Genomic DNA, 24,860 nt, shown 5'->3' on the forward strand with positions numbered 1-24,860 from the left:
AGTGTCCCTGCACATCACCGAGTTCGAGGGCGGACAGGCCCTCAGCGACTTCCGGATCCAGCAACTCCTGCCGCGCCTCCAAGCGGTGCATCCCATGGTTGCCGGCCTCTCGGCGCGCCACGTCCACCTCGTCGCCACCGACCACCCGCCGGCCGCGGACGAGCGCGAGCGGCTGGCGGCGCTGCTGACCTACGGCGAGCCGTTCCGCGGCGGCACGGACGGGCCCCTGCTGGTGGTCACGCCCCGCCTGGGCACGGTCTCCCCCTGGGCTTCCAAGGCGACCGACATCGCCCACAACTGCGGCCTGGCGGTGCGACGGATCGAGCGCATCGTCGAGATCCGCCTGCAGATGGCTTCGGGCTGGCTGGCGAAGGCGAAGCTCGAGCCGGCGCAGTGGCAGGCCATCGCCGGCCTGCTGCACGACCGCATGACCGAGAGCGTCGTGGCCGAACGCGCCCAGGCGGCGCGCCTGTTCAGCGAGCTGCAGTCCCCGCCCATGGAGCACGTCGACGTGCTGGCCGGCGGCCGCGGCGCGCTGGAGCAGGCCAACGCCCGCTTCGGGCTGGCGCTCGCGGACGACGAGATCGACTACCTCGTCCAGGCCTTCACGGCGCTGGGCCGCAACCCGACGGACGTGGAGCTGATGATGTTCGCGCAGGCGAACAGCGAGCACTGCCGCCACAAGATCTTCAACGCCTCGTTCGCGATCGACGGCGTGCCGCAGGAGAAGAGCCTGTTCGGCATGATCCGCAACACGCACCAGGCCAACCCGCAGCACACGATCGTCGCCTACGCGGACAACGCCGCCGTGATGGAAGGCCACGCCGTCGAGCGCTTCCTGCCGGGCGAGGGCGGCCGCTACGCCAGGGGCGAGGCCGTGCAGCACGTGCTGATGAAGGTGGAGACGCACAACCACCCGACCGCGATCTCGCCCTTCCCGGGCGCGGCCACCGGCGCGGGCGGCGAGATCCGCGACGAGGGCGCCACCGGGCGTGGCGCGCGGCCCAAGGCGGGCCTGACGGGCTTCACCGTCTCGAACCTGTGGGAAGGCCGCTTCGGCAAGCCGGAGCACATCGCCAGCCCGCTGCAGATCATGACCGAGGGGCCGCTGGGCGGAGCCGCCTTCAACAACGAATTCGGCCGGCCCAACCTGCTGGGCTACTTCCGGGCCTACGAGCAGGAGGTGGCGGGCGTCGCCCGCGGCTACCACAAGCCCATCATGATCGCCGGGGGCGTCGGCGCGATCGACGCCGGCCTCACGCACAAGATCCCGTTCCCCGCGGGCACCTTGCTGGTGCAGCTGGGCGGGCCCGGCATGCGCATCGGCATGGGCGGCGGCGCGGCGTCCTCGATGGCGACCGGCACCAACACGGCGGAGCTGGACTTCGACTCCGTGCAGCGCGGCAATCCGGAAATCCAGCGGCGGGCGCAGGAGGTGATCAACCGGTGCTGGGCGCTGGGCGAGCACAACCCGGTGCTGGCGATCCACGACGTCGGCGCGGGCGGCCTGTCGAACGCGTTCCCCGAACTGACGCACGACGCGGGACGCGGCGCCCGCTTCGACCTGCGCAAGGTGCCGCTGGAGGAATCCGGCCTGGCGCCGCGCGAGATCTGGAGCAACGAAAGCCAGGAGCGCTACGTGCTCGCCATCGCCCCGGAGTCGCTGGAGCTGTTCCGCGGCTTCTGCGAGCGCGAGCGCTGCCCGTTCGCGGTGGTGGGCGTGGCAACGGAGGAGCGGCAGCTGGTGGTCGAGGCTGCCGAGGACCTGGCGGTGGACATGCCGATGGACGTCCTCCTCGGCAAGCCGCCCAAGATGCACCGCGACGTCACGCGCGTCCCCCGCGAGGTCCCGCCGCTGGACCTCACCGGCGTGGCCTTGCAGGAAGCCGTGCTGCAGGTCCTCAGCCATCCCACCGTCGCCTCCAAGCGCTTCCTCGTCACGATCGGCGACCGCACCGTCGGCGGGCTCACGCACCGCGACCAGATGGTCGGGCCCTGGCAGGTGCCGGTGGCCGACTGCGCCGTGACGCTGGCCGACTACCGCGGCTTCGCCGGCGAGGCGATGAGCATGGGCGAGCGCACGCCGCTCGCCGCCATCGATGCGCCCGCATCGGGCCGCATGGCCGTCGCCGAGGCGATCACGAACCTGCTCGCCGCGCCGGTCGAACTCCCGCGCGTGAAGCTCTCCGCCAACTGGATGGCCGCCTGCGGCGAACCGGGCGAGGACGCCGCGCTGTACGACACCGTGCGCGCGGTCGGCATGGAGCTGTGCCCGCAGCTGGGCGTGGCCATTCCCGTCGGCAAGGACAGCCTGTCCATGCGCACGCAATGGAGCGAAGGCGGCGCGACGAGGAGGGTCACCTCCCCCGTGAGCCTGGTGGTCACCGCCTTCGCCAGCCTGCCGGACGTGCGGGGCACGCTCACGCCGCAGCTGCAGGCCGAGGGCGACACGACGCTCGTGCTGGTCGACCTGGGGCGCGGGCGCATGCGCATGGGCGGCAGCATCCTGGCGCAGGTGCTCGACCAGCCGGGTGGCGAGGTCCCGGACCTGGACGACCCGCAGGACCTGGTGAACCTGGTGGCGGCCGTGAATGCGCTGCGCGCCCGGGGCCGCATCCTGGCCTACCACGACCGCAGCGACGGCGGCCTGTTCGCCGCCGCCTGCGAGATGGCCTTCGCCGGCCACGTGGGCGTGGCGCTCAACGTGGACCTGCTGGTCACCGAGGGCGACGGCATCGCCGACAGCCGCGCGGAATACGGCGACGCCAAGAACTGGGCGGCGCAGGTGGGCGCGCGGCGCGAGGAGCTGACGCTCAAGGCCTTGTTCAACGAGGAGCTGGGCGTGCTGCTGCAGGTGCGCACCGCCGAGCGCAACGAGGTCATGCAGGTGCTGCGCGCCCACGGCCTGTCCCGCCACAGCCACTTCGTCGGCAAGACCCGGCCGGCCGACTCGCCCATCGACGCCGGCAAGGGCGAGGTGCAGGTGTGGCGCGACACCAAGGCGGTCTTCAGCGGCAAGCTCGCCGACCTGCACCAGGTGTGGGACAGCGTCAGCTGGAAGATCTGCCAGCAGCGCGACAACCCCGCCTGCGCCGACAGCGAGCATGCGGCGGCGGGGGAGCCGGAGGATCCGGGGCTGCACGTGTTCCTGCCGCAGCCCCTCGCCGATGCCCCGGCCGTCCTCCTCACCCGCCCCCGCGTCGCCATCCTCCGCGAACAAGGCGTCAACTCGCACCTCGAGATGGCCTATGCCTTCACCGAGGCCGGCTTCGACGCGGTGGACGTGCACATGACCGACCTGCAGGCCGGCCGGCACCAGCTGGCCGACTTCATCGGCGTGGTCGCCTGCGGCGGCTTCAGCTACGGCGACACGCTGGGCGCCGGCATCGGCTGGGCGCGCAGCATCACCTTCAACCCGGTGCTCGCCGAGCAGTTCCAGGGCTTCTTCGGCCGCGCCGACACCTTCGCGCTGGGCGTGTGCAACGGCTGCCAGATGTTCGCCGAGCTCGCCGGCATCATCCCCGGCGCCGAGGCCTGGCCGCGCTTCACCACCAACCGCAGCGAGCGCTTCGAGGCGCGCCTCGCGCAGGTGGAGGTGCTCGACTCGCCCAGCCTGTTTTTCCAGGGCATGGCGGGCGCGCGGCTGCCGATCGCCGTGGCGCACGGCGAGGGCTATCCCGATTTCTCGCAGCGCGGCGACGCCGCCCGCGTGATCGCCGCCATGCGTTTCGTGGACCACCAAGGCCAGCCGACCGAGCGCTACCCCTTCAACCCGAACGGCGGCGCCGGCGGCCTCACGGCCGTGACGACCGCCGACGGCCGCTTCACCGCGCTCATGCCGCACCCCGAGCGCGTCTTCCGCAACATCCAGATGTCCTGGACCTCCGGCGACCCGTCGGCCTTCAGCCCCTGGATGCAGATCTGGCGCAACGCGCGCCGCTGGGTGGGCTGATGGCCGGCCGCGAACCCGATCCGCGGGGCGCCCCGGTGCGCCGCTTCACCGACGCGGACTACCGGCCGCTGGCCGGGGACCTCGCCGGCGTGCGGCGCGAGATCGACCGCATCGACGAGCAGGTGGTGCGCCTGCTCGCCGAGCGCGCCATGTACGTGAAGGACGCCGCGCGCTTCAAGCGCGACGCCTTCCAGGTGAGCGCGCCGGCGCGCCAGGCGCAGGTGTTCGCGCACGTGCGCGACCTGGCCCGGCGCCACCAGCCCGGCTTCAACGGCGGCTTCGAGGGGCTGGAGGACGTGGTCGAGTCCGCCTACCGCGCCCTCGTGGCAGGTTATATTGCATGTGAACAAAACTATTTCGGCCGCACCGAGCCGCTCCCTCCCAAGGAAGAACAGCCATGACCGCAAGAAGAAAAGTCCTCCAGGCCCTCGCCGCCACCTCCGCTGCCGCGCTGGCCGCCCCCTGGACCGCCGCGCTGGCGCAGGGTGACTACCCGAGCAAGCCGATCAGGATGCTGGTGCCCTTCGGCCCCGGCTCCACGCCGGACGTGTTCGCGCGCCTCGTGAGCGAACCGGCCTCCAAGACGCTGGGCCAGCCGATCGTGATCGAGAACCGGCCCGGCGCCGGCGGCAACATCGCCACCAACATGATGGCCAAGGCGGCGCCGGACGGCTACACCATCGGCGTGTCGATCACCGGACCGCTGGTGAACAACACGCTGATCTACGACGACCTGCCGTACGACCCCTTCAAGGACCTGCAGCCGATCACCTTCGGCGTGCACCAGGGCAACGTGCTGGCCGTGAGCTCCTCGCTGGGCGTGGACACGCTGCCGCAGCTGATGGCGCTGCTGCGCAAGAACCCCGGCAAGTACAACTACGCCTCGGTCGGCGTCGGCACGCTGTCGCAGCTGAGCATGGAAGCGCTCAAGGCGCTGACCCACAGCTTCGTCGTGCAGGTGCCCTATGCCTCCTCGCCGGCCGCCGTGATGAGCGTGCTGCAGGGCGACACGCAGATGGTGAGCCTGGCGCCGCTGGCGGTGATGCCGCAGGTGCAGGCCGGCAAGATGAAGGTGCTGGCCGTGTCCACCGCCCGCCGGCTGCCGCAGCTGCCGGACGTGCCGACCTTCCGCGAGTCGGGCGTGCCGCTGGACGGCAGCGCCTGGATCGGCATCGTCGGCCCCGCCGGCCTGCCGCCCACCGTGCTGGGCCGCCTGAACCAGGCCTTCGTGGGCGCGATGCGCGACCCGGCGATCGCCGCCAAGCTGCGCGCGCAGTTCATGGAGCCGGACCCGGGCACCCCCGAGCAGTTCGCCGCCTACCTGCGCGGCGAGCTGGCCAAGTGGGGCCCGGTGATCAAGCGCGCCGGGATCAAGGCGCGCTAGCGTTCAGAAGTCGTACTTCTGCCCCGGCTCCGGCACGAGGATGACCGGGGACGCGGCGCCGCCCATGGCGGAGATCATCTCCGCCGGGGTGCCGCGCAGCTGCGGCGTCGTGCCGTAGTGGATCGGGATCACGTAGCGCGGACGGATCATGTCGCGCACGGCCATGGCGGCGTCCTGCGGGCTCATGACGAAGTGGTTGCCGATGGGGGCCAGCACGAGGTCCGGGTGGTACATCTCGCCGATCAGGCGCATGTCGCCGAACACGCCGGTATCGCCCATGTGCCAGACCTTGAAGCCGTTCTCCATCTCGATGATGTAGCCGACCGGCTCGCCGCCGACGTACACGGTGTCCTTGCCGTTGGCGTCCTTCCAGGTCAGCTCGGACGAGTGCTCCGCGTGCACGGCGGTGATCTTCGGGCCGCCGGGCCCGAAGGGCAGGATCGTGCCGCCCTTGCCGAAGCGCGGCGCCAGCTGCGCCGGCAGGATCCCCATCTTCGCGATCGTGTCGTTCATGCCCGCCGGGCCGTACATGGGCGCGTTGTGCATGCGCGCGAGCGCCGGCGCGTCGGCGAAGTGGTCGAAGTGCGCGTGCGTGACCAGGATCAGGTCCACCTTGCCCAGCGCTTCCAGGTTCTTCCACGCGGCAGGCGTCTTGGGATTGGACGTGAGCCACGGGTCGATCATGATCACCTTGCCGCCTGGCGTGGTGATGCGCGTGGCGGCCTGGCCGAGCCACAGCACCTCGGTCTTTCCGGCCGTGTGCATGGCGTTGCCGGGCATCACCTGCACCATCGGCGCGGGCTTCGTCATCATCGGCGTGGAGCAACCGGCCAGCGCGAACGCGGCGGCTGTGAACAGCAGGGAACCGAGTCTTCTCATGGCATCTCCTGGTCGTCGGGGGCACGCCAGCCGGCTGGCGGCGTCGCGCGATTGGAACGAAGCGCCACGCCGCCGTCAATCGGGCCCGCCATGAGGCGGCGCGTTCAGAAGCCCACGGGGTAGCCGTCCTTGCGGTGGTCGGACGCGGCGATGTAGCCGTGCTGCGTCTTCAGCGCCAGCTGGGCGGAGCCGAATTCCGTGTCGAAGCGTTCCGCGATGCGCACCTCGTGGCCGCGCGCGCGCAGTCCCGCGATCGCCTCCGGCGGGAAGTTCCACTCCACCGCGACCGTCGCGTTGTCGTCCATCACGCGCCAGCGCGGCGCGTCGCTGGCGGCCTGCGGGTTCATGCCCTGGTCCGCGACGCGCACCGTCACCTGCAGGTGCCCCTGCGCCTGCATGGAGCCGCCCATCACGCCGAAGGCCATCAGCGGTCCGCCTTCCTGCATCAGGAAGCCGGGGATGATGGTGTGCAGGGGACGCTTGCCGGGGCCGACCTGGTTCGGGTGGCCGGGCGTCAGGTTGAAGCCCCAGCCGCGGTTGTGCAGCGCGATGCCGGTGCCGGGCACCACGACGCCCGAGCCGAAGCCCTTGAAGTTGGACTGGATGAAGGAGACCATCATCCCGTTCTGGTCGGCGGCGGTCAGGTACACGGTGCCGCCCTTGTGCGGCGCGCCGGCGCTGGCCGGCGCGGCGCGGTCCGGGTCGATCAGGCCGGCGCGGCGCGCCAGGTAGGCGGGCGCCAGCAGGTCGGCCGCGTCCACCTCGCGCATCGCCTTCGGGTCCGCCACCCAGGCGTGCAGGTCGGCGAAGGCAAGCTTCATCGCCTCGATCTGCAGGTGGTGCCACAGGGCGCTGTCCGCCGGCGCCGCCTGCAGGTCGAGATGCGACAGCATGCCCAGCGCCATGAGCGCCGCGATGCCCTGGCCGCTCGGGCCGATCTCGTGCAGTTCCACGCCGTGGTAGGCCACGGAAATGGGTTCCACCCAGTCGGAGACATGGGCGGCCAGGTCTTCCTCGTCGAGCAGGCCGCCGGTGGCGCGGGCGTGGTCGGCGATCTTCCGCGCGAGGCTGCCGCGGTAGAACTCCTCGCCCTTGCTGCGCGCGATGGTCTCGAGCGTCTCGGCCTGGCCGGGGCAGGTGAACAGCTCGCCGATCCGCGGCGCCTCGCCGCGCGGCGCGAAAGCCTCGCGGAAGCCGGGCTGCGGCAGCAGCTCCTCGACCTGCGCCTGCCACTGGCGGCGCACCGTGGGCGACACCAGGAAGCCCTCGCGCGCGTGGCGCAGGGCCGGCTCGAACAGTTCGGCGAAAGGCACGGTGCCGAAGCGCTCCGACAGCATGCGCCAGGCCGACACGGTGCCGGGGACCGTCACGGAATCCCAGCCGCGGTAGGGCATCGCCTCGTAGCGGGCGAAGTGCTCGGGCGTCCAGCGGCGCGGCGCGCGGCCCGACGCGTTCAGCCCGTGCAGGCGCTTGCCGTCCCACAGGATGGCGAAGGCGTCGCCGCCGATGCCGTTCATGCAGGGCTCGACCACCGTCAGCGTGATGGCGGTGGCCAGCGCGGCATCCACCGCGTTGCCGCCGCGCGCCAGCATCAGCGCGCCGGCGGCCGAGGCCAGCGGCTGCGAGGTGCTGACCACGTTGCGGGCCAGCAGCGGCATCCGCTGCGAGGGGTAGGGGAAGTTCCAGAAGTCCTTGTGTTCCACGGGCATGGGGTTCCTATTGCAGCTTGACCTTTGCGTCCTCGACGGCCTTGCCCCAGGTGCGGAACTCGGATTCGACCAGCTTGCCGAACTCGGGTGCGGGCGTGAAGCGCAGCTCGACGCCCTGCTGCTGCAGGCGCTGGCGCAGTTCCGGATTCTCCACCGCTTCGCGCACCGCCTTGCCCAGCACGGCGATCGCCGCCGGCGGGGTGCCCTTGGGCGCCAGGATGCCGAACACGTTGTCGGCGGAGAAGCCGGGGATGCCGCTCTCGGCGACGGTCGGCACGTCGGGCATCAGGCCGACGCGCTTGCTGGACGCGACGGCCAGCACGCGCAGCTTGCCGGCCTTCACGTGCGGCATGGAGGCGGGGATGCTGTCGAACATCATGCTGGAGGAGCCGGCCATCAGGTCCGGCAGCGCCTGCGAGCTGCCCTTGTAGGGCACGTGCACGATGTCGAGGTTGCTCGCCCTCTTGAACAGCTCGGACTCCAGGTGCGACAGCGTGCCCGGGCCCTGCGAGGCGAAGTTGTGCTTGCCGGGCTGGCTGCGGATCAGGGACACGAGCTCCTTGACGTTGTGCACCGGCAGCGACGAGGGCACCACCAGCATGTGCGGGACGATCGCCACGCCGGCGACCGGCACGAAGTCCTTCAGCAGGTGCACGGGCTGGGGCGGGTAGGCCGCCGCCGCGATGGCCGCGCTGGTCACGGCGGCCATGTAGATCGTGTAGCCGTCGGGCGTGGCCTTGCCGGCGTAGGCGATGCCGATGTTGCCGCCGGCGCCGGGCTTGTTCTCCACGACCACGCTCTGGCCCAGCGACTCGGCCATCTTCTGGCCCACGGCGCGCGCCAGGATGTCCGTGGCGCCGGCGGGCGGGAAGGAGAGGACCATCTGCACGGCACGGTCGGGGTAGTCCGCGTGGGCGGCCAGGCTGGCGGCGCCGAGGACGAAGGAAGCCGCAACGGTGCGCAGCCGGGAAAGGGATCGCGGTGGGGTCATGGGCATCTCGGTTGGGTGGGGGAAAGGGCCGGGCGCGCGGCCGGGCCGGCGCCGCCGGCGTGTTGGCATGCCAACACTGGCGACGGGCTGCGCGCATTGGAACGCCGGCTGCCGCCGGCGTCAACCGGGTCTGCCACTACACTCGCGCGCGGTGCCGAATCCTCCTGCCAGCCGCCGCTACGACCGCATCGACGCATTGCGCGGGCTCGCCATCGCCTGGATGACAGCCTTTCACCTTGCTTTCGACCTCGATCACTTCCGCTTCATCCGCGAGGACTTCTACCGCGACCCGTTCTGGACGATGCAGCGCACGGCGATCGTCAGCCTGTTCCTGTTCTGCGCCGGGCTGGGGCAGGCCGTGGCGGTCGCGCAGGGGCAGGGCTTGCCGCGCTTCTGGCGGCGCTGGGCGCAGATCGCGGGCTGCGCGCTGCTGGTGACGATCGGCTCCTGGTGGATGTTCCCGCGCAGCTTCATCTACTTCGGCGTGCTGCACGGGATCGCGGTGATGCTCGTGATCGTGCGGCTGACGGCAGGCTGGCGCCGCTGGCTCTGGCTCGCGGGCGCGCTGGCGATCGCCGCGCCGTGGGCGGCCCGCGCGTCGCACGCCGCGTGGCCGGAGATCGGCTTCCTGAACGCGCCGCTGTTCAACTGGCTGGGCTGGATCTCGCGCAAGCCGGTGACCGAGGACTACGTGCCGCTGCTGCCCTGGCTGGGGGTGATGTGGTGGGGCATGGCGGCGGGGCAGTGGCTGCTGCGCGAACGGCTGGATTGGGTGCAGGGCGCGATCCCGCGCGCGGCGGCGCCGCTCGCGTGGATGGGGCGGTGGAGCCTGAGCTGGTACATGGTGCACCAGCCGGTGATGATCGGCGCCCTCGCGGCAATGATGTGGTTGTCATCCCGGGCTTGACCCGGGATCCATGCGCGCATGAAAAAGCGGCCTCGCGGCCGCTTCGTGGATCCCGGCTCGAGGCCGGGCTGACAAGACCGGGGGATTTCTTATTCGACTTTGGCAGATTTCCGCAGGTTCTCCTGGAACTGCTGCAGCTTCTGCTGCTGCAGCTGCTGGGCGATCTGCGGCTTGACCTCCTCCAGCTTGGGCAGCTGCGCATCGCGGATGTCGTCGACGCGGATCACGTGCCAGCCGAACTGCGACTTGACGGGCGCCTGGGTCATCTCGCCCTTCTTCAGCTTGACCATGGCCTCGGCGAATTCCGGCACGTAGCTCGCGGCCGTGGCCCAGTCGAGGTCGCCGCCGTTGGCGCCCGAGCCCGGGTCCTTGGACTGCTTCTTGGCGATCTCCTCGAACTTCGCGCCCTTCTTCAGGTCGGCGATGATCTTCTTCGCCTGGTCCTCGGTCTCCACCAGGATGTGGCGGGCCTTGTATTCCTTGCCGCCGTTGGCCGCCACGAACTTGTCGTATTCGGCCTTGACCTCGGCGTCGGTCACCGGGTTCTTGGCCTGGTAGTCGGCGAACAGCTCGCGGATCAGGATGGTCTGGCGGGCCAGTTCCATCTGTGCCTTGAAGTCGTCGCTGGCGTCGAGGCCGCGCTTCTGCGCTTCCTGCATGAAGATCTCGCGCGCGATCACCTCGTCCTTCAGCTGCCCCAGCAGCTCGGGGGTGACCGGGCGGCCGGCCTTGGCCAGCTGCTGCTGCAGCATTTCCACGCGGGCCTTGGGCACCGGCTTGCCGTTGACGATCGCGACGTTCTGCGCAAGGGCGGGCACGGCGATGCCGAGGATGGCCGCGGTGACCGCGGTCAGGAGGACTTTCTTCATGGGGATTTCCCTTGGGAAAACGGAATGGGTTTCAGGGCGTTTCGATCGCCAGGGCGTGCACGCCACGGTCGCGCTCGATATAGTCGCGCAGGGCATCATACACAAGGCGGTGGCGCGCCACCTTGGTCTTGCCGTCGAAGAGCGGCGAGGCGATGCGCACGCGGAAATGGGTGCCGACGCCCGTGCCGTCCTGGCCGGCGTGGCCCAGGTGGGCGGCGCTTTCGTCCAGCACTTCCAGCAGGGTCGGCGCGAGCCGTTCCTGCAGGCGCAGGCGCAGGGCTTCGGCGGTGATGCCGGTGCCGGCGGGCGCGCTCACGAGTCGCGCGCCCCGGCCTTGGCGTCCTTCATGTAGCGGCTCAGGTACAGGGCCTGCGCCACGACGAACAGCGCCATCAGGCCCAGGCCGCCGAACAGCTTGAAGTTCACCCAGGTGTTGGTGTCGAAGTGGAAGGCCACCCAGAGGTTCAGCACGCCCATCAGGGCGAAGAAGCCGACCCAGCTCCAGTTCATGGTGCGCCAGGCGGCGTCGGGCAGTTCCAGCTGCGCCCCCATGAGCGACTTCAGCAGGTTCTTGCGGAAGAACAGCAGGCCGCCCGCCAGCGCCCCGCCCATCAGCCAGTAGAGCACCGTCGGCTTCCACTTGATGAAGGTCTCGTCGTGCGCCAGGATGGTCGCGCCGCCGAAGAGGACGATGATGCCCAGGCTGAGCCATTGCATCGGCTCGACCTTGCCGGTGGACCAGCGCAGCCAGGCGATCTGGGCGATGGTGGCGACGATGGCGACGGCCGTCGCCACGTAGATGCCCCAGATCTTGAACGCCACGAAGAACAGGGCGATGGGGAAGAAGTCGAGGAGCAGCTTCAATTCAGGCTTTCTTGGCGCCGGGCTGGAATTCCAGCGAGGCGGAGTTCATGCAGTAGCGCAGGCCGGTCTCGGTGGGGCCGTCGGGGAACACGTGGCCCAGGTGCGCGCCGCATTGTGCACAAACCGTCTCCGTGCGGACCATGCCGTGGCTGGTGTCGCGGATCTCCTTGATGGCGCCCGGCACCGCCTGCGAGAAGCTGGGCCAGCCGCAGCCGGCGTCGAACTTGGTGCCGGAGTCGAACAGCTTGGCGCCGCAGCAGATGCAGTGATAGCTGCCGTCGGCCCAGACGCGTTCGTACTTGCCGGTGAAGGGACGCTCGGTGGCGGCGTGGCGCGTGACCTGGAAGGCGCCGGGTTCGGCGCCTTTCTCGGCCAGGAGCGCCTTCCACTCGGCCTCGGTTTTCTGGATCGGATAGGTCATGAAGAGCAGCTGATCTCGATGTGGGCAGCCCAGTCGGGCGGGAAGCCGGCGAGGTCCTCGTGCGCCGGGTGTTCGTCGAACGGCGCCTGGACCAGGCTCAGCAGGGTTTCGACTCCGGAATGGTCGCCGAGTTTCGCCTGCCGGATCGCCAGCTCGCACAAATGGTTGCGCAGCACGTATTTCGGGTTGGTCCGCAGCATGCGCGCGCCGGCCCCGGCCCGGTCGTCGGGCAGGCGCGCAAGGTAGCGTGAGACCCAGCCGTCGAAGGCCGGCCGGTCCAGGAACAGGTCGCGCACGGGCGCCAGTTCGTCCCCGGCCACGAAGCGGGACAGCCGGCGCCAGAAGATGGGGTAGTCGGTGCGTTCCGCCGCCAGCAGCTTCAGCACGTCCTCCACCAGCGTCCGGTCCTCCGGCTGTTCGCCCTGCAGGCCCAGCTTGTCCGCCATGCGCGCCTGCAGGGCGCGCGGGAACGCTTCCTTGTAGGGCTCCAGCGCGGCGAGGGCCTGCTCCTGGTCCCCGATCAGGGGCAGCAGCGCCTGGCCCAGGCAGAACAGGTTCCAGTAGGCGACGTTGGGTTGGCGGTTGTAGGCGTAGCGGCCCGTCTCGTCGCTGTGGTTGCAGATGTGGTTCGGGATGAAGGCGTCGAGGAACTGGAACGGCCCGTAGTCGATGGTCAGGCCCAGGATGCTCATGTTGTCCGTGTTCATCACGCCGTGGCAGAAGCCCACCGCCTGCCAGTGCGCCAGGAGCTCCGCGGTGCGCAGCGTCACCTCCCGCAGCAGCGCGGCGTACGGGTTCGGCTCCGCCCGGCAGGCCGGGTAGAAGCCGGCTATCACGTAGTCGGCCAGCGTGCGCAGTTCGTCCAGCTGGTCACGGGCGGCGAAGTGCTCGAAGTGGCCGAAGCGCACGAAGCTCGGGGCGACGCGCGTGACCACCGCCGCCGTCTCGACCTCCTCGCGCCGCACCGGCTGCGGGGAGCCCGTGACCAGCAGCGCCCGCGTGGTCGGCACGCCCAGGCCGTGCATCGCTTCGGAGCAGAGGTACTCGCGGATGCTGGAACGCAGGACGGCGCGGCCGTCGCCCATGCGGGAGTAGGGCGTGCGGCCGGCGCCCTTGATCTGCAGCTCCTGCACGCCCCGGGGCGTGGCGATGCCGCCCAGCAGGAGGGCGCGCCCGTCGCCGAGCTGCCCGGCCCACACGCCGAACTGGTGGCCGCTGTACACGCTCGCCAGCGGCTGGCTGCCCGCGAGGGGCCGGTTGCCGGTGAAGGCCTCGACGCCGGCCTCGCTCGCCAGCAGGTCCGCGTCGAGCCCGAGCTCCGACGCGAGCCGCGCGTTCAGCGACACGAGCGAGGGGTCGGCCAGCGGCGTGGGCTGCAGTTCCGTGAAGAAGGCCGGCCCGAGTTCGGCGAACGCGTTGCGCCAGGGCAGTCCGAGTTCCAGCGCGGCGGGAGGCGCCGCAATCGCTTGATCCATGGCCCATTGTCGGTCCGGCGCCCTGCACCCGTCCTGCTTAGGGGAAAGGCTTATTGTCCCGGTTGCCCGCGCCGGTTAAATATCCTTCCCGGCCGAGCACCGACAAGAAACCGGCCGAGGGAGGAAAACAATGAGCGATTTCTCGGGACTGGAGCAGTCCTTCGCGCTTTCGTCGGCGGCCCCGCTGGCCCTGCTGGACGACTTTGCCTACGCCCCGCCGCCCGTTTCGGACGACGTCCAGCCGCACGAGGTGAGCTTCCAGCGGCTGCGCGGCGCCCAGGAAATCTCGCGCATCCTCCACCTCCGCAGCGAAATCGCGCTGCCCGCCGCCGCCCTGGCGGACGCCAGCTTTGCCGCGCGCGAAAAAAAAGAGACGAGATCGGTCTCGTCGGCGCGTTCTTGCGCTTCGGCGAAACGATCGGCACCATCCGCCTGATCCCCATGAACGAGGGCCTGGCGCCCTGCGAGAAATTGCTGGACCGCCATGCCGTCGCCCCTGAACTGCGGCGGGAAAGCTGGGAAGTCGGCCGGCTCGTGCTGGCCCCCCGCTATCGCAGCGGCCCCGACTCGCTCAAGCGCTGCCTGTTCCTGACGCTGCTTCACCTGATCGAAAACACGGACGTGGAAAACCTGTTCGCCTCCTGCACGCCGCTGCTGAGCCGGCTCTACCGCCGCTTCGGCTTCAGCGTGCTGGTGAAGGACGCCAGCTGCGACGAGCAGGGCACCTACCACCTGATCCACGGCACCGTGCCGGACGTGCTGCGCGCGCTGGCCGGCAACGAGGAGGAGCGCGAACTGGCGGAGGACATCCTGGTCCTGCGCGAAGGGGTGTTGGCATGACCGCCACGCTGCGCCGCCTGTTCCAGCACTACGAGGACTACCACGCCTACGGCCCCTCGCGGCTGAAGACGATGGGCTACGTGGGCGCCATCACCTACGTCGCCTTCTACTTCCTGCGCTTCACGCGGCCGAACCCGGACGTGTGGGACGACGTCGGCTACCGCGGCGTGGCGGTGCTGATGTTCCTGCTCATGGGACTGCGGGACCACTGGCCGGAACGGCTGAAGCCCTACTACATCCGCTACTCGTACGCGGTGCTGCTGTACTGCCTGCCGTGCTTCACCGTGCTGATCGCGCTGGCCCGCGGCGGCGGCGTCGCCTCGATCTCCAACGCCTTCATCATCCTGTGCTTCCTGGTGCTGCTGACCGACTGGCGCAACACCCTGGTGATGCTGGTGGGCGGCACCGGCCTGGCGAGCCTGATCTACTGGGTGACGACGGCGCAGCCCCGCGTGCCCATGGACCTGATCGCGCAGCTGCCCGCCTTCGCGCTGGTGGTGATCGGCGGCAACCTGTTCAAGTCCAACACGGACAAGATCGACGCCGAGCGCAAGCTGCGCGCCACCCAGGCGCTGGCCGGCTCCATTGCCCACGAGATGCGCCACCCGCTGGCGCAGCTGAAGCACAGCCTGGAAGGCATGCAGGGCGTGCTGCCGCCGCCGGGCGCGGCGCGCGAGTCGGCGAAGCTCGACCCGCAGCAGGTCCAGTCCCTCTACCGCCACCTCGCGCGCGGCGAGCAGGCGGTGCAGCGGGGCCTGCAGGTCATCTCGATGACGCTGGACGAGGTGAGCGCGCGCCCGATCGACGCATCCGCTTTCCGCTACCTCTCCGCGGCGGAAGTCGTGCAGCAGGCGGTGGAGGAGTACAGCTACGACACCGACGAGGCCCGCGACCGCGTCAGCGTGGCCGTCAAGGACGACTTCACCTTCCGCGGCGACGAGACGGCCTACCTGTTCGTCCTGTTCAACCTGATCAAGAACGCGCTGTACTACGTCGCGGCCTACCCGAACACCCGCGTGACCATCACCGTCGGCGGCCAGCAGGTGCAGGTGCGCGACACCGGCCCCGGCATCGCGCCGGACGTGCTGGCCGGCCTGTTCGAGCCTTTCCGCTCGGTCGCCAAGTCGGGCGGCACGGGCCTGGGCCTGGCCTACTGCCAGCGCGTGATGCGCGCCTTCGGCGGCGAGATCACCTGCGCCTCGGTGCCGGGCGAGTTCACCGAATTCACCATGCGCTTCCCGCCCATCAGCGAGGAGGAGCGCGAGAAGCACCGCCTGGAGGCGGTGGCCCAGGCGCGCACGGTGCTGGCCGGCAAGCGCATGCTGATCGTCGAGGACGACCCGGTGCAGCGCATCGCCACCCGCCAGAAGCTGGGCCCCCTGGCCCTTACGACCGAGCTGGAGGAAGCGGGCGACGGCCAGACGGCGCTGCGCCTGCTGGACGCGCGCAAGTACGACATCCTGCTGCTGGACCTGCACATGCCCGGCCTGGACGGCTACGCGGTGGCGGAACGGATCCGCGCCAACCCCGGGCCCAACCGCGACGTGCACATCGTGGCCTACACGAGCGAGCCGGCGCACCTGGCGCGGGCCAAGGCGCTGCGCTGCGGCATGGACCACTTCGTGAGCAAGCCCTGCGCCCAGCTTCCGCTGCTGGCGGCGCTGCAGCACGTGGTGCAGAAGCCGACGCCGTCCGGCGGCGTGGTGGCGGGCCGGCTGGCCGGCCGCCGCATCCTGGTGGCCGACGACAGCGCCTTCAACCGCAAGGCCATCGCCGCCTACCTGCGCAACGCGGCCGCCATCGTGATCGAGGTGGAGCACGGCGGCGCCGTGCTGGACCAGCTGCAGGCGCAGGACGGCATCCACGCGGTGATCGTCGACCTGCACATGCCCGGCATGGACGGCCTGGAGACCGCCCGCGCCATCCGCGCGGCGCACGAGCCCTGGTCCACCGTGCCCATCGTCGCCATGACGGCGCGCTCCGACGAGCCCGCCGTGGCCGCCGCTACGGCCGCCGGCATGAACGGCTTCCTGGTCAAGCCGGTCGACGCGCTGGTGCTGTACGACACGCTCTCGCGCCTGATCTCCGGCGGGCTGGGCATGCAGACGGTCGCCGAACCGGCCCGCTCGCGCGAGCCCCAGGCGGCCATGCGCCACGACGGCCTGCTGAACCTGCAGCGGCTGGAAAGCTACCGGCGCCTGGGCATGCTCGACGAGCTGCTGAACGACTACGTGCCCGAGATGGCGCGCCTGGTCGGCACGCTGCAGCAGGCCGTGGAGGGCTCGGACGTGCAGGGCAGCATCGACGCGCTGCATTCGCTGCTCGGCATGAGCGGCGAGGCCGGCGCGCAGGCGCTGTACCAGCAGGTCCGCAAGCTCTACGTCCCGCTGCTGGAGGAGGGCGAGTGGCCCAGCGGCAGCACCTGGCTGCCGCAGCTGCAGGAGCTGGCCGTGCGCACCGAGGAAGCCCTGAAGGCCTACTGTGCCGCGCAGGCACGCTCGAGTACGATCTAGCTCGATGCAGTTCCAGGATCTCTCGGGCGAGGCGCCCTCGATCCTCTTCGTGGATGACGAGCCGACCTCCCGCAAGTGGTTCGCGCTCGAATTCGGCGACGAGTTCCGTGTCGTGACCGCCGGCGGCGCCGACGAGGCACTGGCCCTCCTCGGCGAGCGCAGCGCCGAGTTCGGCGTGCTGGTCACCGACTACCGCATGCCCGAGCGCGACGGCATGAAGCTGCTGCGGGCCGTGCAGCGCGACTTCCGCCACGTGATCCGGCTGCTGGCGACCGCCTATGCCGAGAAGGACGTCGCCATCGCGGCCGTCAACCAGGGCAAAGTGCTGCGCATCCTGGAAAAGCCGCTGGACGGCGAGGCGACCCGCGAGGCCCTGCGCGAGGCGCTGGCGCTGTACCGGGCCCAGGCGCTGGAGCGGGTGGTCAACGAAGGCCGGGTGGCGGCCCTGCGCGAGGCGCTCGGCTTCCTGGCGCACGAGCTGAACACGCCGCTCGCCACCGTGCGGGGCTACGTCGGGTCGGTCGCCGCCCGCCACATCCCGCCCGGCCCCGACACGCCCGCGGGCATCGCCCAGTTCCGCGAGGACCATCCCGGCGAACTGCTGACAGCCCTGGAACGGGCCGAGCGGCGGGCGCTGTACTGCCAGTCGCTGGTCTCCACCTTCGTGCAGTCCGCGCGCGACGCCTACCCGGACGCCGTGCCGCAGTCGATCACCGCCAGCAGCCTGGTGGAGGCGCTGCTGGACGAATTCCCCTTCGAGGAGAGCGAGCGTTCCTGCGTCACGCTGGACGTGCGCCACGACTTCCGCCTGCCGGGGCGGCGCGACCTGCTGTACCTCGTGCTGTGCACGCTGGCGAAGAACGCGCTGCTGGCGCTGCGCGGGCGCCCGCAGCCGCGCCTGTGGCTGGAGGTCGACGCCGACCCGCAGGCCCCGGCCAGCCGGCACGCCTGGATCCGCGTGCGCGACAACGGCCCCGGCATCCCGCCCGAGGTGCTGGCGAAGCTCACGAAGGAGCCGGTGACCACGCGCGCCGGCAGCGGCGGCAGTGGCATGGGCCTGATGTTCTGCCAGCGCGTGATGCAGGCGATCGGCGGGGCGATCGAGGTGCATTCCACCCTGGGCGAGGGGGCCATGGTGACGCTCTACTTCCAGCCCCTAGTGGCAACACCCGGCTGACAATCGGCGCCGGGGGATTAGCATCGGGCCTCGGATCCGTTCCATTTCCGAGGAGAACACAACGATGCTGGGCCTGATGCAGAGCCAACCCCTGCTGATTTCGTCGCTGATCGAGCACGCCGAGCGCCACCACGGCGACGGCGAGATCGTGTCCCGCCGGGTCGAGGGCGACATCCACCGCTACCAGTGGCGCGACGTCGCCCGCCGCGCCCGCCAGGTCGCCCATGCGCTGGACGGCATGCAGCTGCTGCTCTCCGACCGGGTCGCCACGCTGGCCTGGAACGGCTACCGCCACCTGGAGATCTATTTCGGCGTCAGCGGCTCCGGCCGCGTGCTCCACACGATCAACCCGCGCCTGCACCCGGACCAGATCGCCTGGATCGCCTGCCACGCCGAGGACCAGGTCCTGTGCTTCGACCTGACCTTCCTGCCCCTCGTCCAGGCGGTGCATGCGAAGTGCCCCACCATCAGGCAGTACGTGGCGCTGTGCGACGCGGACAAGCTGCCCAAGGACAGCGGCATCCCCAACCTGGTGAGCTACGAGTCCTGGATCGGCGGCCAGCCCACCACCTACGAATGGCCCTCGTTCGACGAGAACTCGGCCTCGAGCATGTGCTACACGAGCGGCACCACGGGCAACCCGAAGGCGGCGCTCTACAGCCACCGCTCGACCATCCTGCACGCCTACGCCGCGGCGCTGCCCGACGTGATGGCGCTGTCGGCGCGCGATGCCGTGCTGCCGGTCGTGCCCATGTTCCACGTCAACGCCTGGGGCATCCCGTATTCGGCGGCGCTCACCGGCTGCAAGCTGGTGTTCCCCGGCGCCGCCATGGACGGCAAGTCGGTCTACGACCTGATCGAGCAGGAGAAGGTGACCTTCGCCGCCGGCGTGCCGACGGTGTGGCAGATGCTGCTGGGCCACATGAAGGCCAACGGCCTGCGCTTCTCCACGCTGCAGCGCACGGTGATCGGCGGCTCCGCCTGCCCGCCGGCCATGATCGACGCCTTCCGCGAGGACTACGGCGTGGACGTGCTGCATGCCTGGGGCATGACCGAGATGAGCCCGCTGGGGACGCTCTGCACGCTCAAGAACAAGCACCTCGCGATGCCGCCGGCGGAACAGATGAAGATCCGCCTGAAGCAGGGCCGGGCGATCTACGGGGTGGACATGAAGATCGTCGGCGACCAGGGCCAGGAGCTGCCCTGGGACGGCAAGACCTTCGGCGACCTGTACGTGCGCGGCCCCTGGGTCGTGCGCGAGTACTTCAAGGGCGAGGGCGGCGACCCGCTGGTGGACGGCTGGTTCCCCACCGGCGACGTCGCGACCATCGACGCCGACGGCTACATGCAGATCACGGACCGCAGCAAGGACGTCATCAAGTCCGGCGGCGAGTGGATCAGCTCCATCGACATCGAGAACATCGCCATGGCGCACCCGGCGGTGCAGATGGCGGCCTGCGTCGGCATGAAGCACCCGAAGTGGGACGAGCGCCCGGTGCTCGCCGTGGTGAAGAAGCCCGGCGCCGAGGTCACCCGCGAGGAACTGCTCAAGTTCTACGAGGGCAAGACGGCCAAGTGGCAGATCCCGGACGACGTGGTCTTCGTCGACAGCATCCCGCTCGGCGCCACCGGCAAGATGCTCAAGACGAAGCTGCGCGAGCAGCTGAAGGACTACAGGCTGCCGACGGCCTGAGGGCCCTGTCACCTGCGTGATACGCCGGGGAATGCTTAGGGGCAATCCCTGACCGTCGCGCACGCGATCCCTTGTACCCTGCGCGCTGTCGTCGCATCCAAACTGGAGACAGCCAATGAAGTACGCGTTCAAGATCGTCGCCGCCTCGGTCATGGTCCTCGCTGCCGGGGGCGCTTTCGCGCAGAAGGGCGAGACCGTCCGCATCGCGTTCATGGACCCCCTGTCGGGTCCCTTCGCCAACGTGGGCCAGAACCAGCTGAAGAGCTGGCAGTTCGCCGCGGAAAAGCTGTCCATGAAGAACCCCGCCGGGGTCAAGTTCGAGGTCGTGGGCTTCGACAACAAGGGCTCCCCGCAGGAAAGCCTCAACACGCTCAAGGCCGCCATCGACCAGGGCTTCCGCTACGTCACGCAGGGCAACGGCTCGGGCGCCGGCATGGCCATCCTCGACGCCGTGGAGAAGCACAACGCGCGCAATCCCGGCAAGGAAGTCATCTACCTCAACTACGCGGCGGTCGACCCGGCGATGACCAACGAGAAGTGCGACTACTGGCACTTCCGCCTGGACGCCGACACCTCCATGAAGATGGAGGCGCTGACCTCCTTCATGAAGGACCAGCCGAAGATCAAGAAGGTCTACGTGATCGGCCAGAACTACTCGCACGGCCAGCAGGTCGCGAAGTTCTTCAAGGAGGCGATCCACCGCAAGCGCCCCGACGTGCAGGTCGTCGGCGAGGACCTCCACCCGATCGGGCAGGTGAAGGACTTCTCCCCCTACGTCGCCAAGATCAAGCAGTCGGGCGCCGACTCCGTGCTCACCGGCAACTGGGGCCAGGACCTCACGCTGCTCGTCAAGGCCATGAACGACGCCGGCCTGAAGATCCCGATGTACACCTACTACGCCGGCGTGACCGGCACGCCCACGGCGCTGGCCGCCGGCGGCGACAGCGAGGTGTACGTGGTGGCCTACGGCCACGCCAACCACACGGGCGAACTCGGCGAGATCGCCACCGAGTTCCACAAGAAGTTCAACGACGACTACTACACCTACGCCACGTACAACGGCATCAACCTGCTGGGCGCGGCGATGGCCAAGGCCAAGAGCACCAACCCGGTGGCCGTGGCCAAGGCGCTGGAAGGCCTGTCCGTCAAGAGCTTCGCCGGCGAGGTGACGATGCGCGCGTCCGACCACCAGCTGCAGCAGACGATGTTCATCACCAAGTGGCAGAAGGCCAAGAAGGGCGAGTACAGCGTCGAGAACACGGGCTACACCTTCGTGCCGGTCAAGCAGATGGACCCGTACGTCTCCAGCACGCCCACCAGCTGCCAGATGAAGCGCCCCGGCTGATGCGCGGGTGACGCCCCGAGCCGGGACGCGCGTCCCGGCTTTTTTTTGGCTGCCGCGGCGGGCAGAATGCGCGCAGCAGGGAACGACCGAAAAGAAACGACGCGGATGGAGTTCTTCACCATATCGCTGCTGAACGGCATCAGCTACGGACTGCTGCTGTTCATGCTCAGCTCCGGCCTGACGCTGATCTTCAGCATGATGGGCGTCCTCAACTTCGCCCATGCGAGCTTCTACATGCTGGGGGCCTACTTCGCCTACAGCACCACGCGGCTGCTCGGGTTCTTCCCGGCGCTGGTGATCGCGCCGCTGCTGGTGGGCGTGCTGGGCGCGCTGTTCGAGGTGTACGCGCTGCGCCGCGTGCACAGGTACGGGCACGTGGCCGAACTGCTGATCACGTTCGGCCTGTCCTTCATCGTGCTGGAGATGGTGCAGCTGGTGTGGGGCACCAGTTCGGTGGACTACCGCGTGCCGGAGATCCTCGACGGCCCGCTGTTCACGATCTACGGGACCCAGTTCCCCATGTACCGCGGCTTCATGATGCTGGTGGCCCTGCTGATGCTGGTGGCGATCTGGCTGCTGCTCACGCGCACCCGCATCGGCCTGGTGATCCAGGCGGCGCTGACGCACCCGCACACGGTGGAGGCGCTGGGCCACAACGTGCCGCGCGTGTTCATGCTCGTGTTCGGCGGCGGCGCGGCGCTGGCGGGGCTGGCCGGCGTGATCGGCGGCAACGCCTTCGTCACCGAGCCGGGCATGGCGGCGACCGTGGGCTCGGTGATCTTCGTCGTCGTGGTCGTCGGCGGCATGGGCTCGCTCGCGGGCGCCTTCGTCGCCTCGCTGCTGATCGGCGTGATCCAGACCTTCGCCGTCGGCATCGACGCCTCGCTGCTCGGCGCCGCGCAGGTGCTCGGGTGGAACATCACCGCCCAGACCTTCGGCTACCCGGTGTGGAAGCTGAAGATCTCGCAGGTCGCGCCCATCCTGCCCTACCTGTTCCTCGTGCTGATCCTGATCTTCCGGCCCAAGGGCCTGCTCGGGACGCGGGAGGGCTGACATGGCGAAGAACCACTACGAATTCAAGCCGTACAACGTCGGCCGCTGGGTGGTCTGGAGCGCCTATGGGCTGGTGCTGCTGCTGGCGCCGCTGGTCTTCACCAGCAGCCTCGCGCACACCATGCTGTCGCAGATGGGCATCGCGATCATCGTCTGCCTCTCGTACAACATGCTCCTGGGCCAGGGCGGCATGCTCAGCTTCGGGCATGCCGTGTACTCCGGCATGGGCTCCTTCCTCGCGATCCACACGCTCAACCTCGTGTCGAACGGCGTCTGGCCGGTTCCCGTGAGCCTGATCCCCATCGCCGCCGGCCTCGGCTCGGCGCTGGTCGCCGTGCTGTTCGGCTACGTCAGCACCAAGATGTCGGCGACGCCTTTCGCCATGATCACGCTGGGCATCGGCGAGCTGGTCTGGGCCTCCTCGCTCATGTTCCCGGAGTTCTTCGGCGGCGAGGGCGGCATCTCGGGCAACCGCGTCACGGGCGCGAAGGCGGGCGGCCTCGCCAACGCGCTGGGCATCACCTTCGGGCCACAGATCCAGCTGTACTACCTGATCGCGATCTACACGTTCATCTGCACGGCGGCGATGTTCGCCTTCACGCGCACGCCGCTCGGACGCATGATCAACGCGGTGCGCGACAACCCGGAGCGGGTGGAATTCGTCGGCTACGACACCCGCAAGGTGCGCTACATCGTCTTCATCCTGTCGGCCTTCTTCGCCGGCATCTCCGGCGGGCTGGCCGCCCTGAACTTCGAGATCGTGACCTCCGAGGTGGTGAGCGGGCCGCGCTCGGGCGCCTACCTGCTGTTCACCTTCCTGGGCGGCGCCACCTTCTTCTTCGGGCCGATCATCGGCGGCGTGCTGATGGTGCTGGCCGGCGTGCTGCTGTCGGAGCTGACCAAGGCCTGGCTGCTGTACCTCGGGCTGATCTTCCTGTTCATGGTGATGTACGCGCCCGGCGGCATCGCCAGCCTGATCATGATGAACCTGCGCGTCGCCTCCTTCGGCCGGCTGAAGGAGCTGTGGGTCAGCTACCTCGCGCTGGCCGTCACCGCGCTGGTGGCGCTGCTCGGGGCCGGGACCATGATCGAGATGGTGTACCACCTGCAGCTGAACGCCGCCCTCGGGCCCAAGCTCACCTTCCTCGGCGCGAGCCTCGATGCCAAGAGCGTCAACAGCTGGTTCGGCGCCGGCTTCGTGATGGTGACCGGCATCGCGCTGTTCGAGCTGGTGCGCCGCCAGTTCGTGCGGCAGTGGGGCGAGATCCAGGCCTTCATCGAGAAGGAAGTGAAGCGGAGGGAGACGCTGTGAGCTTCGCGTTGGAACTGAAGGACCTGCGCAAGAGCTTCGGGCGCACCGAGATCATCCGCGGCTGCAGCCTGCAGGTGGAGCAGGGCGAGCGCGTGGCCGTGATCGGCCCGAACGGCGCCGGCAAGTCCACGCTGTTCAACCTGATCAGCGGGCGCTTCGAGCCCACCAGCGGGCAGGTGCTGCTCAACGGCCACCGCATCGACGGCAAGAAGCCCTTCCAGATCAACCGCCTGGGCCTGTCGCGCAGCTTCCAGATCACCAACATCTTCCCCAAGCTGTCGGTGTTCGAGAACCTGCGCTGCGGCGTGCTCTGGAGCCTGGGCTACAAGTACACCTTCTTCAGGTTCCTGGCGGACCTGGACGACGCCAACGAACGCGCCGAGCAGCTGCTGGAACGCATCCGCCTGCACAAGAAGCGGGACGTGCTGGCGATGAACCTCACCTATGCGGAGCAGCGGGCGCTGGAGGTGGGCATCACCATCGCCGGCGGGGCCAACGTGATCCTGCTGGACGAACCCACCGCCGGCATGAGCCGCGAGGAAACCCGCCGCTTCATCGAGCTGATCAAGGAAGTGACCGTGGGCAAGACCCTGCTGACCGTGGAGCACGACATGAGCGTGGTGTTCGGCCTGGCCGACAAGATCGCGGTCGTCGTCTACGGCGAGATCATCGCCTACGACACCCCGGAGCGCGTGCGGGCCAGCCAGAGGGTGCAGGAGGCCTACCTCGGCTCCGTCATCGCCCAGCAGCAGGCGGGGAACCACTGATGCTGCGCGTCGACAAGCTGCATGCCTACTACGGCAAGAGCCACGTGCTGCACGGCGTGCAGTTCGAGGTGGGCGAGGGCGAGATCGTCGCCCTGCTGGGACGCAACGGCTCGGGCCGCTCCACCACCGCCAAGGCCATCATGGGCATGGTGGAATGCACGGGCGAAGTCGAATGGAAGGGCCGTGACATCCGCGGCCGCAAGCCCTACGAGATCGCCCACCTGGCGATCGGCTACGTGCCCGAGAGCCGCGACATCTTCCCCCGCCTGACGGTGCACCAGAACCTGATGCTGGGCCAGAAGAGCGCCCGCCAGAAGGGCCGCTGGACCTTCGACGACATGTACGGCATGTTCCCGCGCCTGAAGGAGCGGCAGCACACCGAGGCCGGCGTGCTGTCGGGCGGCGAGCAGCAGATGCTGACCCTGTGCCGGACGCTGATGGGCGATCCCGAGCTCATCATCATCGACGAGCCGACCGAGGGCCTCGCGCCCAAGATTGTCGAGCTGGTGGCCGAATACCTGAAGACGCTCAAGGCGCGCGGCGTCTCCGTGCTCCTGATCGAGCAGAAGCTCACCATCGCGCTGGCGATCTCCGACCGCGCGCTGGTGATGGGCCACGGCAGCATCGTCTTCCAGGGCACGCCGGACACGCTGCGCGGCGACGCGTATGTCCGCAAGGAGTGGCTGGAGGTATAAACACGAAGCATGTC

Annotated in this window: 22 protein-coding genes; 14 read left to right on the forward strand and 8 right to left on the reverse strand. The window is 69.5% G+C overall.

Going from position 1 to position 24,860, the window contains the following annotated elements:
- Position 1 precedes the first annotated feature (1 nt).
- Genes purL through ACY0MJ_RS04565 form a run of 3 tightly spaced genes read left to right on the forward strand, consistent with a single transcriptional unit; the run spans position 2 to position 5,336 of the window.
- Positions 2-3,952, forward strand: coding sequence for a phosphoribosylformylglycinamidine synthase (gene purL, locus ACY0MJ_RS04555; RefSeq protein WP_462637110.1), 3,951 nt, complete (start codon positions 2-4; stop codon positions 3,950-3,952).
- The gene (locus ACY0MJ_RS04560; protein ID WP_462637111.1) at positions 3,952-4,353 is read left to right on the forward strand and encodes a chorismate mutase; all 402 of its coding nucleotides are present in this window, start codon (positions 3,952-3,954) and stop codon (positions 4,351-4,353) included. Before purL ends, ACY0MJ_RS04560 begins: the two co-directional genes overlap by 1 nt.
- Entirely contained in the window at positions 4,350-5,336 is a 987-nt protein-coding gene (locus tag ACY0MJ_RS04565; RefSeq protein WP_462637112.1) for a Bug family tripartite tricarboxylate transporter substrate binding protein, read from the forward strand. The genes ACY0MJ_RS04560 and ACY0MJ_RS04565 overlap by 4 nt, the downstream gene beginning before the upstream one ends.
- A gap of 3 nt (positions 5,337-5,339) precedes the next feature.
- Here the strand turns inward: ACY0MJ_RS04565 and ACY0MJ_RS04570 are convergent, their stop codons facing one another.
- From ACY0MJ_RS04570 to ACY0MJ_RS04580, 3 genes are all read right to left on the reverse strand, one after another.
- The gene (locus ACY0MJ_RS04570) at positions 5,340-6,215 is read right to left on the reverse strand and encodes a metal-dependent hydrolase (protein ID WP_462637113.1); all 876 of its coding nucleotides are present in this window, start codon (positions 6,213-6,215) and stop codon (positions 5,340-5,342) included.
- A 104-nt stretch (positions 6,216-6,319) separates the two neighbouring features.
- Complete coding sequence (locus ACY0MJ_RS04575) at positions 6,320-7,924, reverse strand: gamma-glutamyltransferase family protein (protein ID WP_462637114.1); 1,605 nt, start codon at positions 7,922-7,924, stop codon at positions 6,320-6,322.
- Positions 7,925-7,931: 7 nt separating this feature from the next.
- The gene (locus ACY0MJ_RS04580; protein WP_462637116.1) at positions 7,932-8,915 is read right to left on the reverse strand and encodes a Bug family tripartite tricarboxylate transporter substrate binding protein; all 984 of its coding nucleotides are present in this window, start codon (positions 8,913-8,915) and stop codon (positions 7,932-7,934) included.
- 220 nt (positions 8,916-9,135) lie between these two features.
- Between ACY0MJ_RS04580 and ACY0MJ_RS04585 the strand changes: the two genes are divergently transcribed.
- On the forward strand, positions 9,136-9,822 hold the full coding sequence (locus ACY0MJ_RS04585; RefSeq protein WP_462637467.1) for a heparan-alpha-glucosaminide N-acetyltransferase: 687 nt from the start codon (positions 9,136-9,138) through the stop codon (positions 9,820-9,822).
- A gap of 89 nt (positions 9,823-9,911) precedes the next feature.
- On the opposite strand, the gene ACY0MJ_RS04590 is transcribed toward ACY0MJ_RS04585, so the two are convergent.
- From ACY0MJ_RS04590 to ACY0MJ_RS04610, 5 genes are read right to left on the reverse strand one after another with little or no spacing between them, the layout of a single operon-like run.
- On the reverse strand, positions 9,912-10,691 hold the full coding sequence (locus ACY0MJ_RS04590) for a foldase protein PrsA (protein WP_462637117.1): 780 nt from the start codon (positions 10,689-10,691) through the stop codon (positions 9,912-9,914).
- Positions 10,692-10,722: 31 nt separating this feature from the next.
- The gene (locus tag ACY0MJ_RS04595) at positions 10,723-11,007 is read right to left on the reverse strand and encodes a BolA family protein (RefSeq protein ID WP_462637118.1); all 285 of its coding nucleotides are present in this window, start codon (positions 11,005-11,007) and stop codon (positions 10,723-10,725) included.
- Positions 11,004-11,555 (reverse strand): septation protein A, encoded by a 552-nt coding sequence (locus ACY0MJ_RS04600; protein WP_462637119.1) that lies wholly within the window; start codon positions 11,553-11,555, stop codon positions 11,004-11,006. The genes ACY0MJ_RS04595 and ACY0MJ_RS04600 overlap by 4 nt, the downstream gene beginning before the upstream one ends.
- 1 nt (position 11,556) lies before the next feature.
- Positions 11,557-11,976, reverse strand: a complete 420-nt coding sequence (gene msrB / locus ACY0MJ_RS04605; RefSeq protein WP_462637120.1) for a peptide-methionine (R)-S-oxide reductase MsrB — start codon at positions 11,974-11,976, stop codon at positions 11,557-11,559.
- Positions 11,973-13,451, reverse strand: coding sequence for a protein adenylyltransferase SelO (locus ACY0MJ_RS04610; protein WP_462637121.1), 1,479 nt, complete (start codon positions 13,449-13,451; stop codon positions 11,973-11,975). The genes msrB and ACY0MJ_RS04610 overlap by 4 nt, the downstream gene beginning before the upstream one ends.
- A gap of 130 nt (positions 13,452-13,581) precedes the next feature.
- On the opposite strand from ACY0MJ_RS04610, the gene ACY0MJ_RS04615 reads away from it, so the two are divergent.
- The 10 genes from ACY0MJ_RS04615 (at position 13,582) to ACY0MJ_RS04660 (ending at position 24,846) form a co-directional block, all read left to right on the forward strand.
- Positions 13,582-13,887 carry a hypothetical protein gene (locus ACY0MJ_RS04615; RefSeq protein ID WP_462637122.1) on the forward strand — a complete coding sequence of 102 codons (306 nt, stop codon included), beginning with the start codon at positions 13,582-13,584 and terminating at the stop codon, positions 13,885-13,887.
- The gene (locus ACY0MJ_RS04620) at positions 13,851-14,291 is read left to right on the forward strand and encodes an N-acyl amino acid synthase FeeM domain-containing protein (RefSeq protein WP_462637123.1); all 441 of its coding nucleotides are present in this window, start codon (positions 13,851-13,853) and stop codon (positions 14,289-14,291) included. Before ACY0MJ_RS04615 ends, ACY0MJ_RS04620 begins: the two co-directional genes overlap by 37 nt.
- Positions 14,288-16,804: an ATP-binding response regulator gene (locus ACY0MJ_RS04625; RefSeq protein WP_462637124.1), complete on the forward strand. Its 2,517-nt coding sequence runs from the start codon at positions 14,288-14,290 to the stop codon at positions 16,802-16,804. The genes ACY0MJ_RS04620 and ACY0MJ_RS04625 overlap by 4 nt, the downstream gene beginning before the upstream one ends.
- 4 nt (positions 16,805-16,808) lie before the next feature.
- Positions 16,809-17,981, forward strand: a complete 1,173-nt coding sequence (locus ACY0MJ_RS04630) for an ATP-binding protein (RefSeq protein ID WP_462637125.1) — start codon at positions 16,809-16,811, stop codon at positions 17,979-17,981.
- A gap of 64 nt (positions 17,982-18,045) precedes the next feature.
- On the forward strand, positions 18,046-19,674 hold the full coding sequence (locus ACY0MJ_RS04635; RefSeq protein ID WP_462637126.1) for a 3-(methylthio)propionyl-CoA ligase: 1,629 nt from the start codon (positions 18,046-18,048) through the stop codon (positions 19,672-19,674).
- 115 nt (positions 19,675-19,789) lie between these two features.
- On the forward strand, positions 19,790-21,019 hold the full coding sequence (locus ACY0MJ_RS04640) for a branched-chain amino acid ABC transporter substrate-binding protein (protein WP_462637127.1): 1,230 nt from the start codon (positions 19,790-19,792) through the stop codon (positions 21,017-21,019).
- A gap of 105 nt (positions 21,020-21,124) precedes the next feature.
- Positions 21,125-22,072, forward strand: a complete 948-nt coding sequence (locus ACY0MJ_RS04645) for a branched-chain amino acid ABC transporter permease (RefSeq protein WP_462637128.1) — start codon at positions 21,125-21,127, stop codon at positions 22,070-22,072.
- Position 22,073: 1 nt separating this feature from the next.
- Positions 22,074-23,384, forward strand: a complete 1,311-nt coding sequence (locus tag ACY0MJ_RS04650) for a branched-chain amino acid ABC transporter permease (protein WP_462637129.1) — start codon at positions 22,074-22,076, stop codon at positions 23,382-23,384.
- Positions 23,381-24,151 carry an ABC transporter ATP-binding protein gene (locus ACY0MJ_RS04655; protein WP_462637130.1) on the forward strand — a complete coding sequence of 257 codons (771 nt, stop codon included), beginning with the start codon at positions 23,381-23,383 and terminating at the stop codon, positions 24,149-24,151. The genes ACY0MJ_RS04650 and ACY0MJ_RS04655 overlap by 4 nt, the downstream gene beginning before the upstream one ends.
- Positions 24,151-24,846, forward strand: a complete 696-nt coding sequence (locus tag ACY0MJ_RS04660) for an ABC transporter ATP-binding protein (protein ID WP_462637131.1) — start codon at positions 24,151-24,153, stop codon at positions 24,844-24,846. The genes ACY0MJ_RS04655 and ACY0MJ_RS04660 overlap by 1 nt, the downstream gene beginning before the upstream one ends.
- Positions 24,847-24,860 lie beyond the last annotated feature (14 nt).

This window comes from Ramlibacter sp. bp-362 (assembly GCF_054956735.1).

What these genes read in the sequence shown, in the direction of transcription:
- ACY0MJ_RS04560 (WP_462637111.1), top strand. Translation starts at nt 3,952, where the DNA reads ATGGCCGGCCGCGAACCCGATCCGCGGGGCGCCCCGGTGCGCCGCTTC.
- ACY0MJ_RS04565 (WP_462637112.1), top strand. Translation starts at nt 4,350, where the DNA reads ATGACCGCAAGAAGAAAAGTCCTCCAGGCCCTCGCCGCCACCTCCGCT.
- ACY0MJ_RS04570 (WP_462637113.1), bottom strand. Translation starts at nt 6,215, where the DNA reads ATGAGAAGACTCGGTTCCCTGCTGTTCACAGCCGCCGCGTTCGCGCTG.
- ACY0MJ_RS04575 (WP_462637114.1), bottom strand. Translation starts at nt 7,924, where the DNA reads ATGCCCGTGGAACACAAGGACTTCTGGAACTTCCCCTACCCCTCGCAG.
- ACY0MJ_RS04580 (WP_462637116.1), bottom strand. Translation starts at nt 8,915, where the DNA reads ATGACCCCACCGCGATCCCTTTCCCGGCTGCGCACCGTTGCGGCTTCC.
- ACY0MJ_RS04585 (WP_462637467.1), top strand. Translation starts at nt 9,136, where the DNA reads ATGACAGCCTTTCACCTTGCTTTCGACCTCGATCACTTCCGCTTCATC.
- ACY0MJ_RS04590 (WP_462637117.1), bottom strand. Translation starts at nt 10,691, where the DNA reads ATGAAGAAAGTCCTCCTGACCGCGGTCACCGCGGCCATCCTCGGCATC.
- msrB (WP_462637120.1), bottom strand. Translation starts at nt 11,976, where the DNA reads ATGACCTATCCGATCCAGAAAACCGAGGCCGAGTGGAAGGCGCTCCTG.
- ACY0MJ_RS04610 (WP_462637121.1), bottom strand. Translation starts at nt 13,451, where the DNA reads ATGGATCAAGCGATTGCGGCGCCTCCCGCCGCGCTGGAACTCGGACTG.
- ACY0MJ_RS04615 (WP_462637122.1), top strand. Translation starts at nt 13,582, where the DNA reads ATGAGCGATTTCTCGGGACTGGAGCAGTCCTTCGCGCTTTCGTCGGCG.
- ACY0MJ_RS04625 (WP_462637124.1), top strand. Translation starts at nt 14,288, where the DNA reads ATGACCGCCACGCTGCGCCGCCTGTTCCAGCACTACGAGGACTACCAC.
- ACY0MJ_RS04630 (WP_462637125.1), top strand. Translation starts at nt 16,809, where the DNA reads ATGCAGTTCCAGGATCTCTCGGGCGAGGCGCCCTCGATCCTCTTCGTG.
- ACY0MJ_RS04635 (WP_462637126.1), top strand. Translation starts at nt 18,046, where the DNA reads ATGCTGGGCCTGATGCAGAGCCAACCCCTGCTGATTTCGTCGCTGATC.
- ACY0MJ_RS04640 (WP_462637127.1), top strand. Translation starts at nt 19,790, where the DNA reads ATGAAGTACGCGTTCAAGATCGTCGCCGCCTCGGTCATGGTCCTCGCT.
- ACY0MJ_RS04645 (WP_462637128.1), top strand. Translation starts at nt 21,125, where the DNA reads ATGGAGTTCTTCACCATATCGCTGCTGAACGGCATCAGCTACGGACTG.
- ACY0MJ_RS04650 (WP_462637129.1), top strand. Translation starts at nt 22,074, where the DNA reads ATGGCGAAGAACCACTACGAATTCAAGCCGTACAACGTCGGCCGCTGG.
- ACY0MJ_RS04660 (WP_462637131.1), top strand. Translation starts at nt 24,151, where the DNA reads ATGCTGCGCGTCGACAAGCTGCATGCCTACTACGGCAAGAGCCACGTG.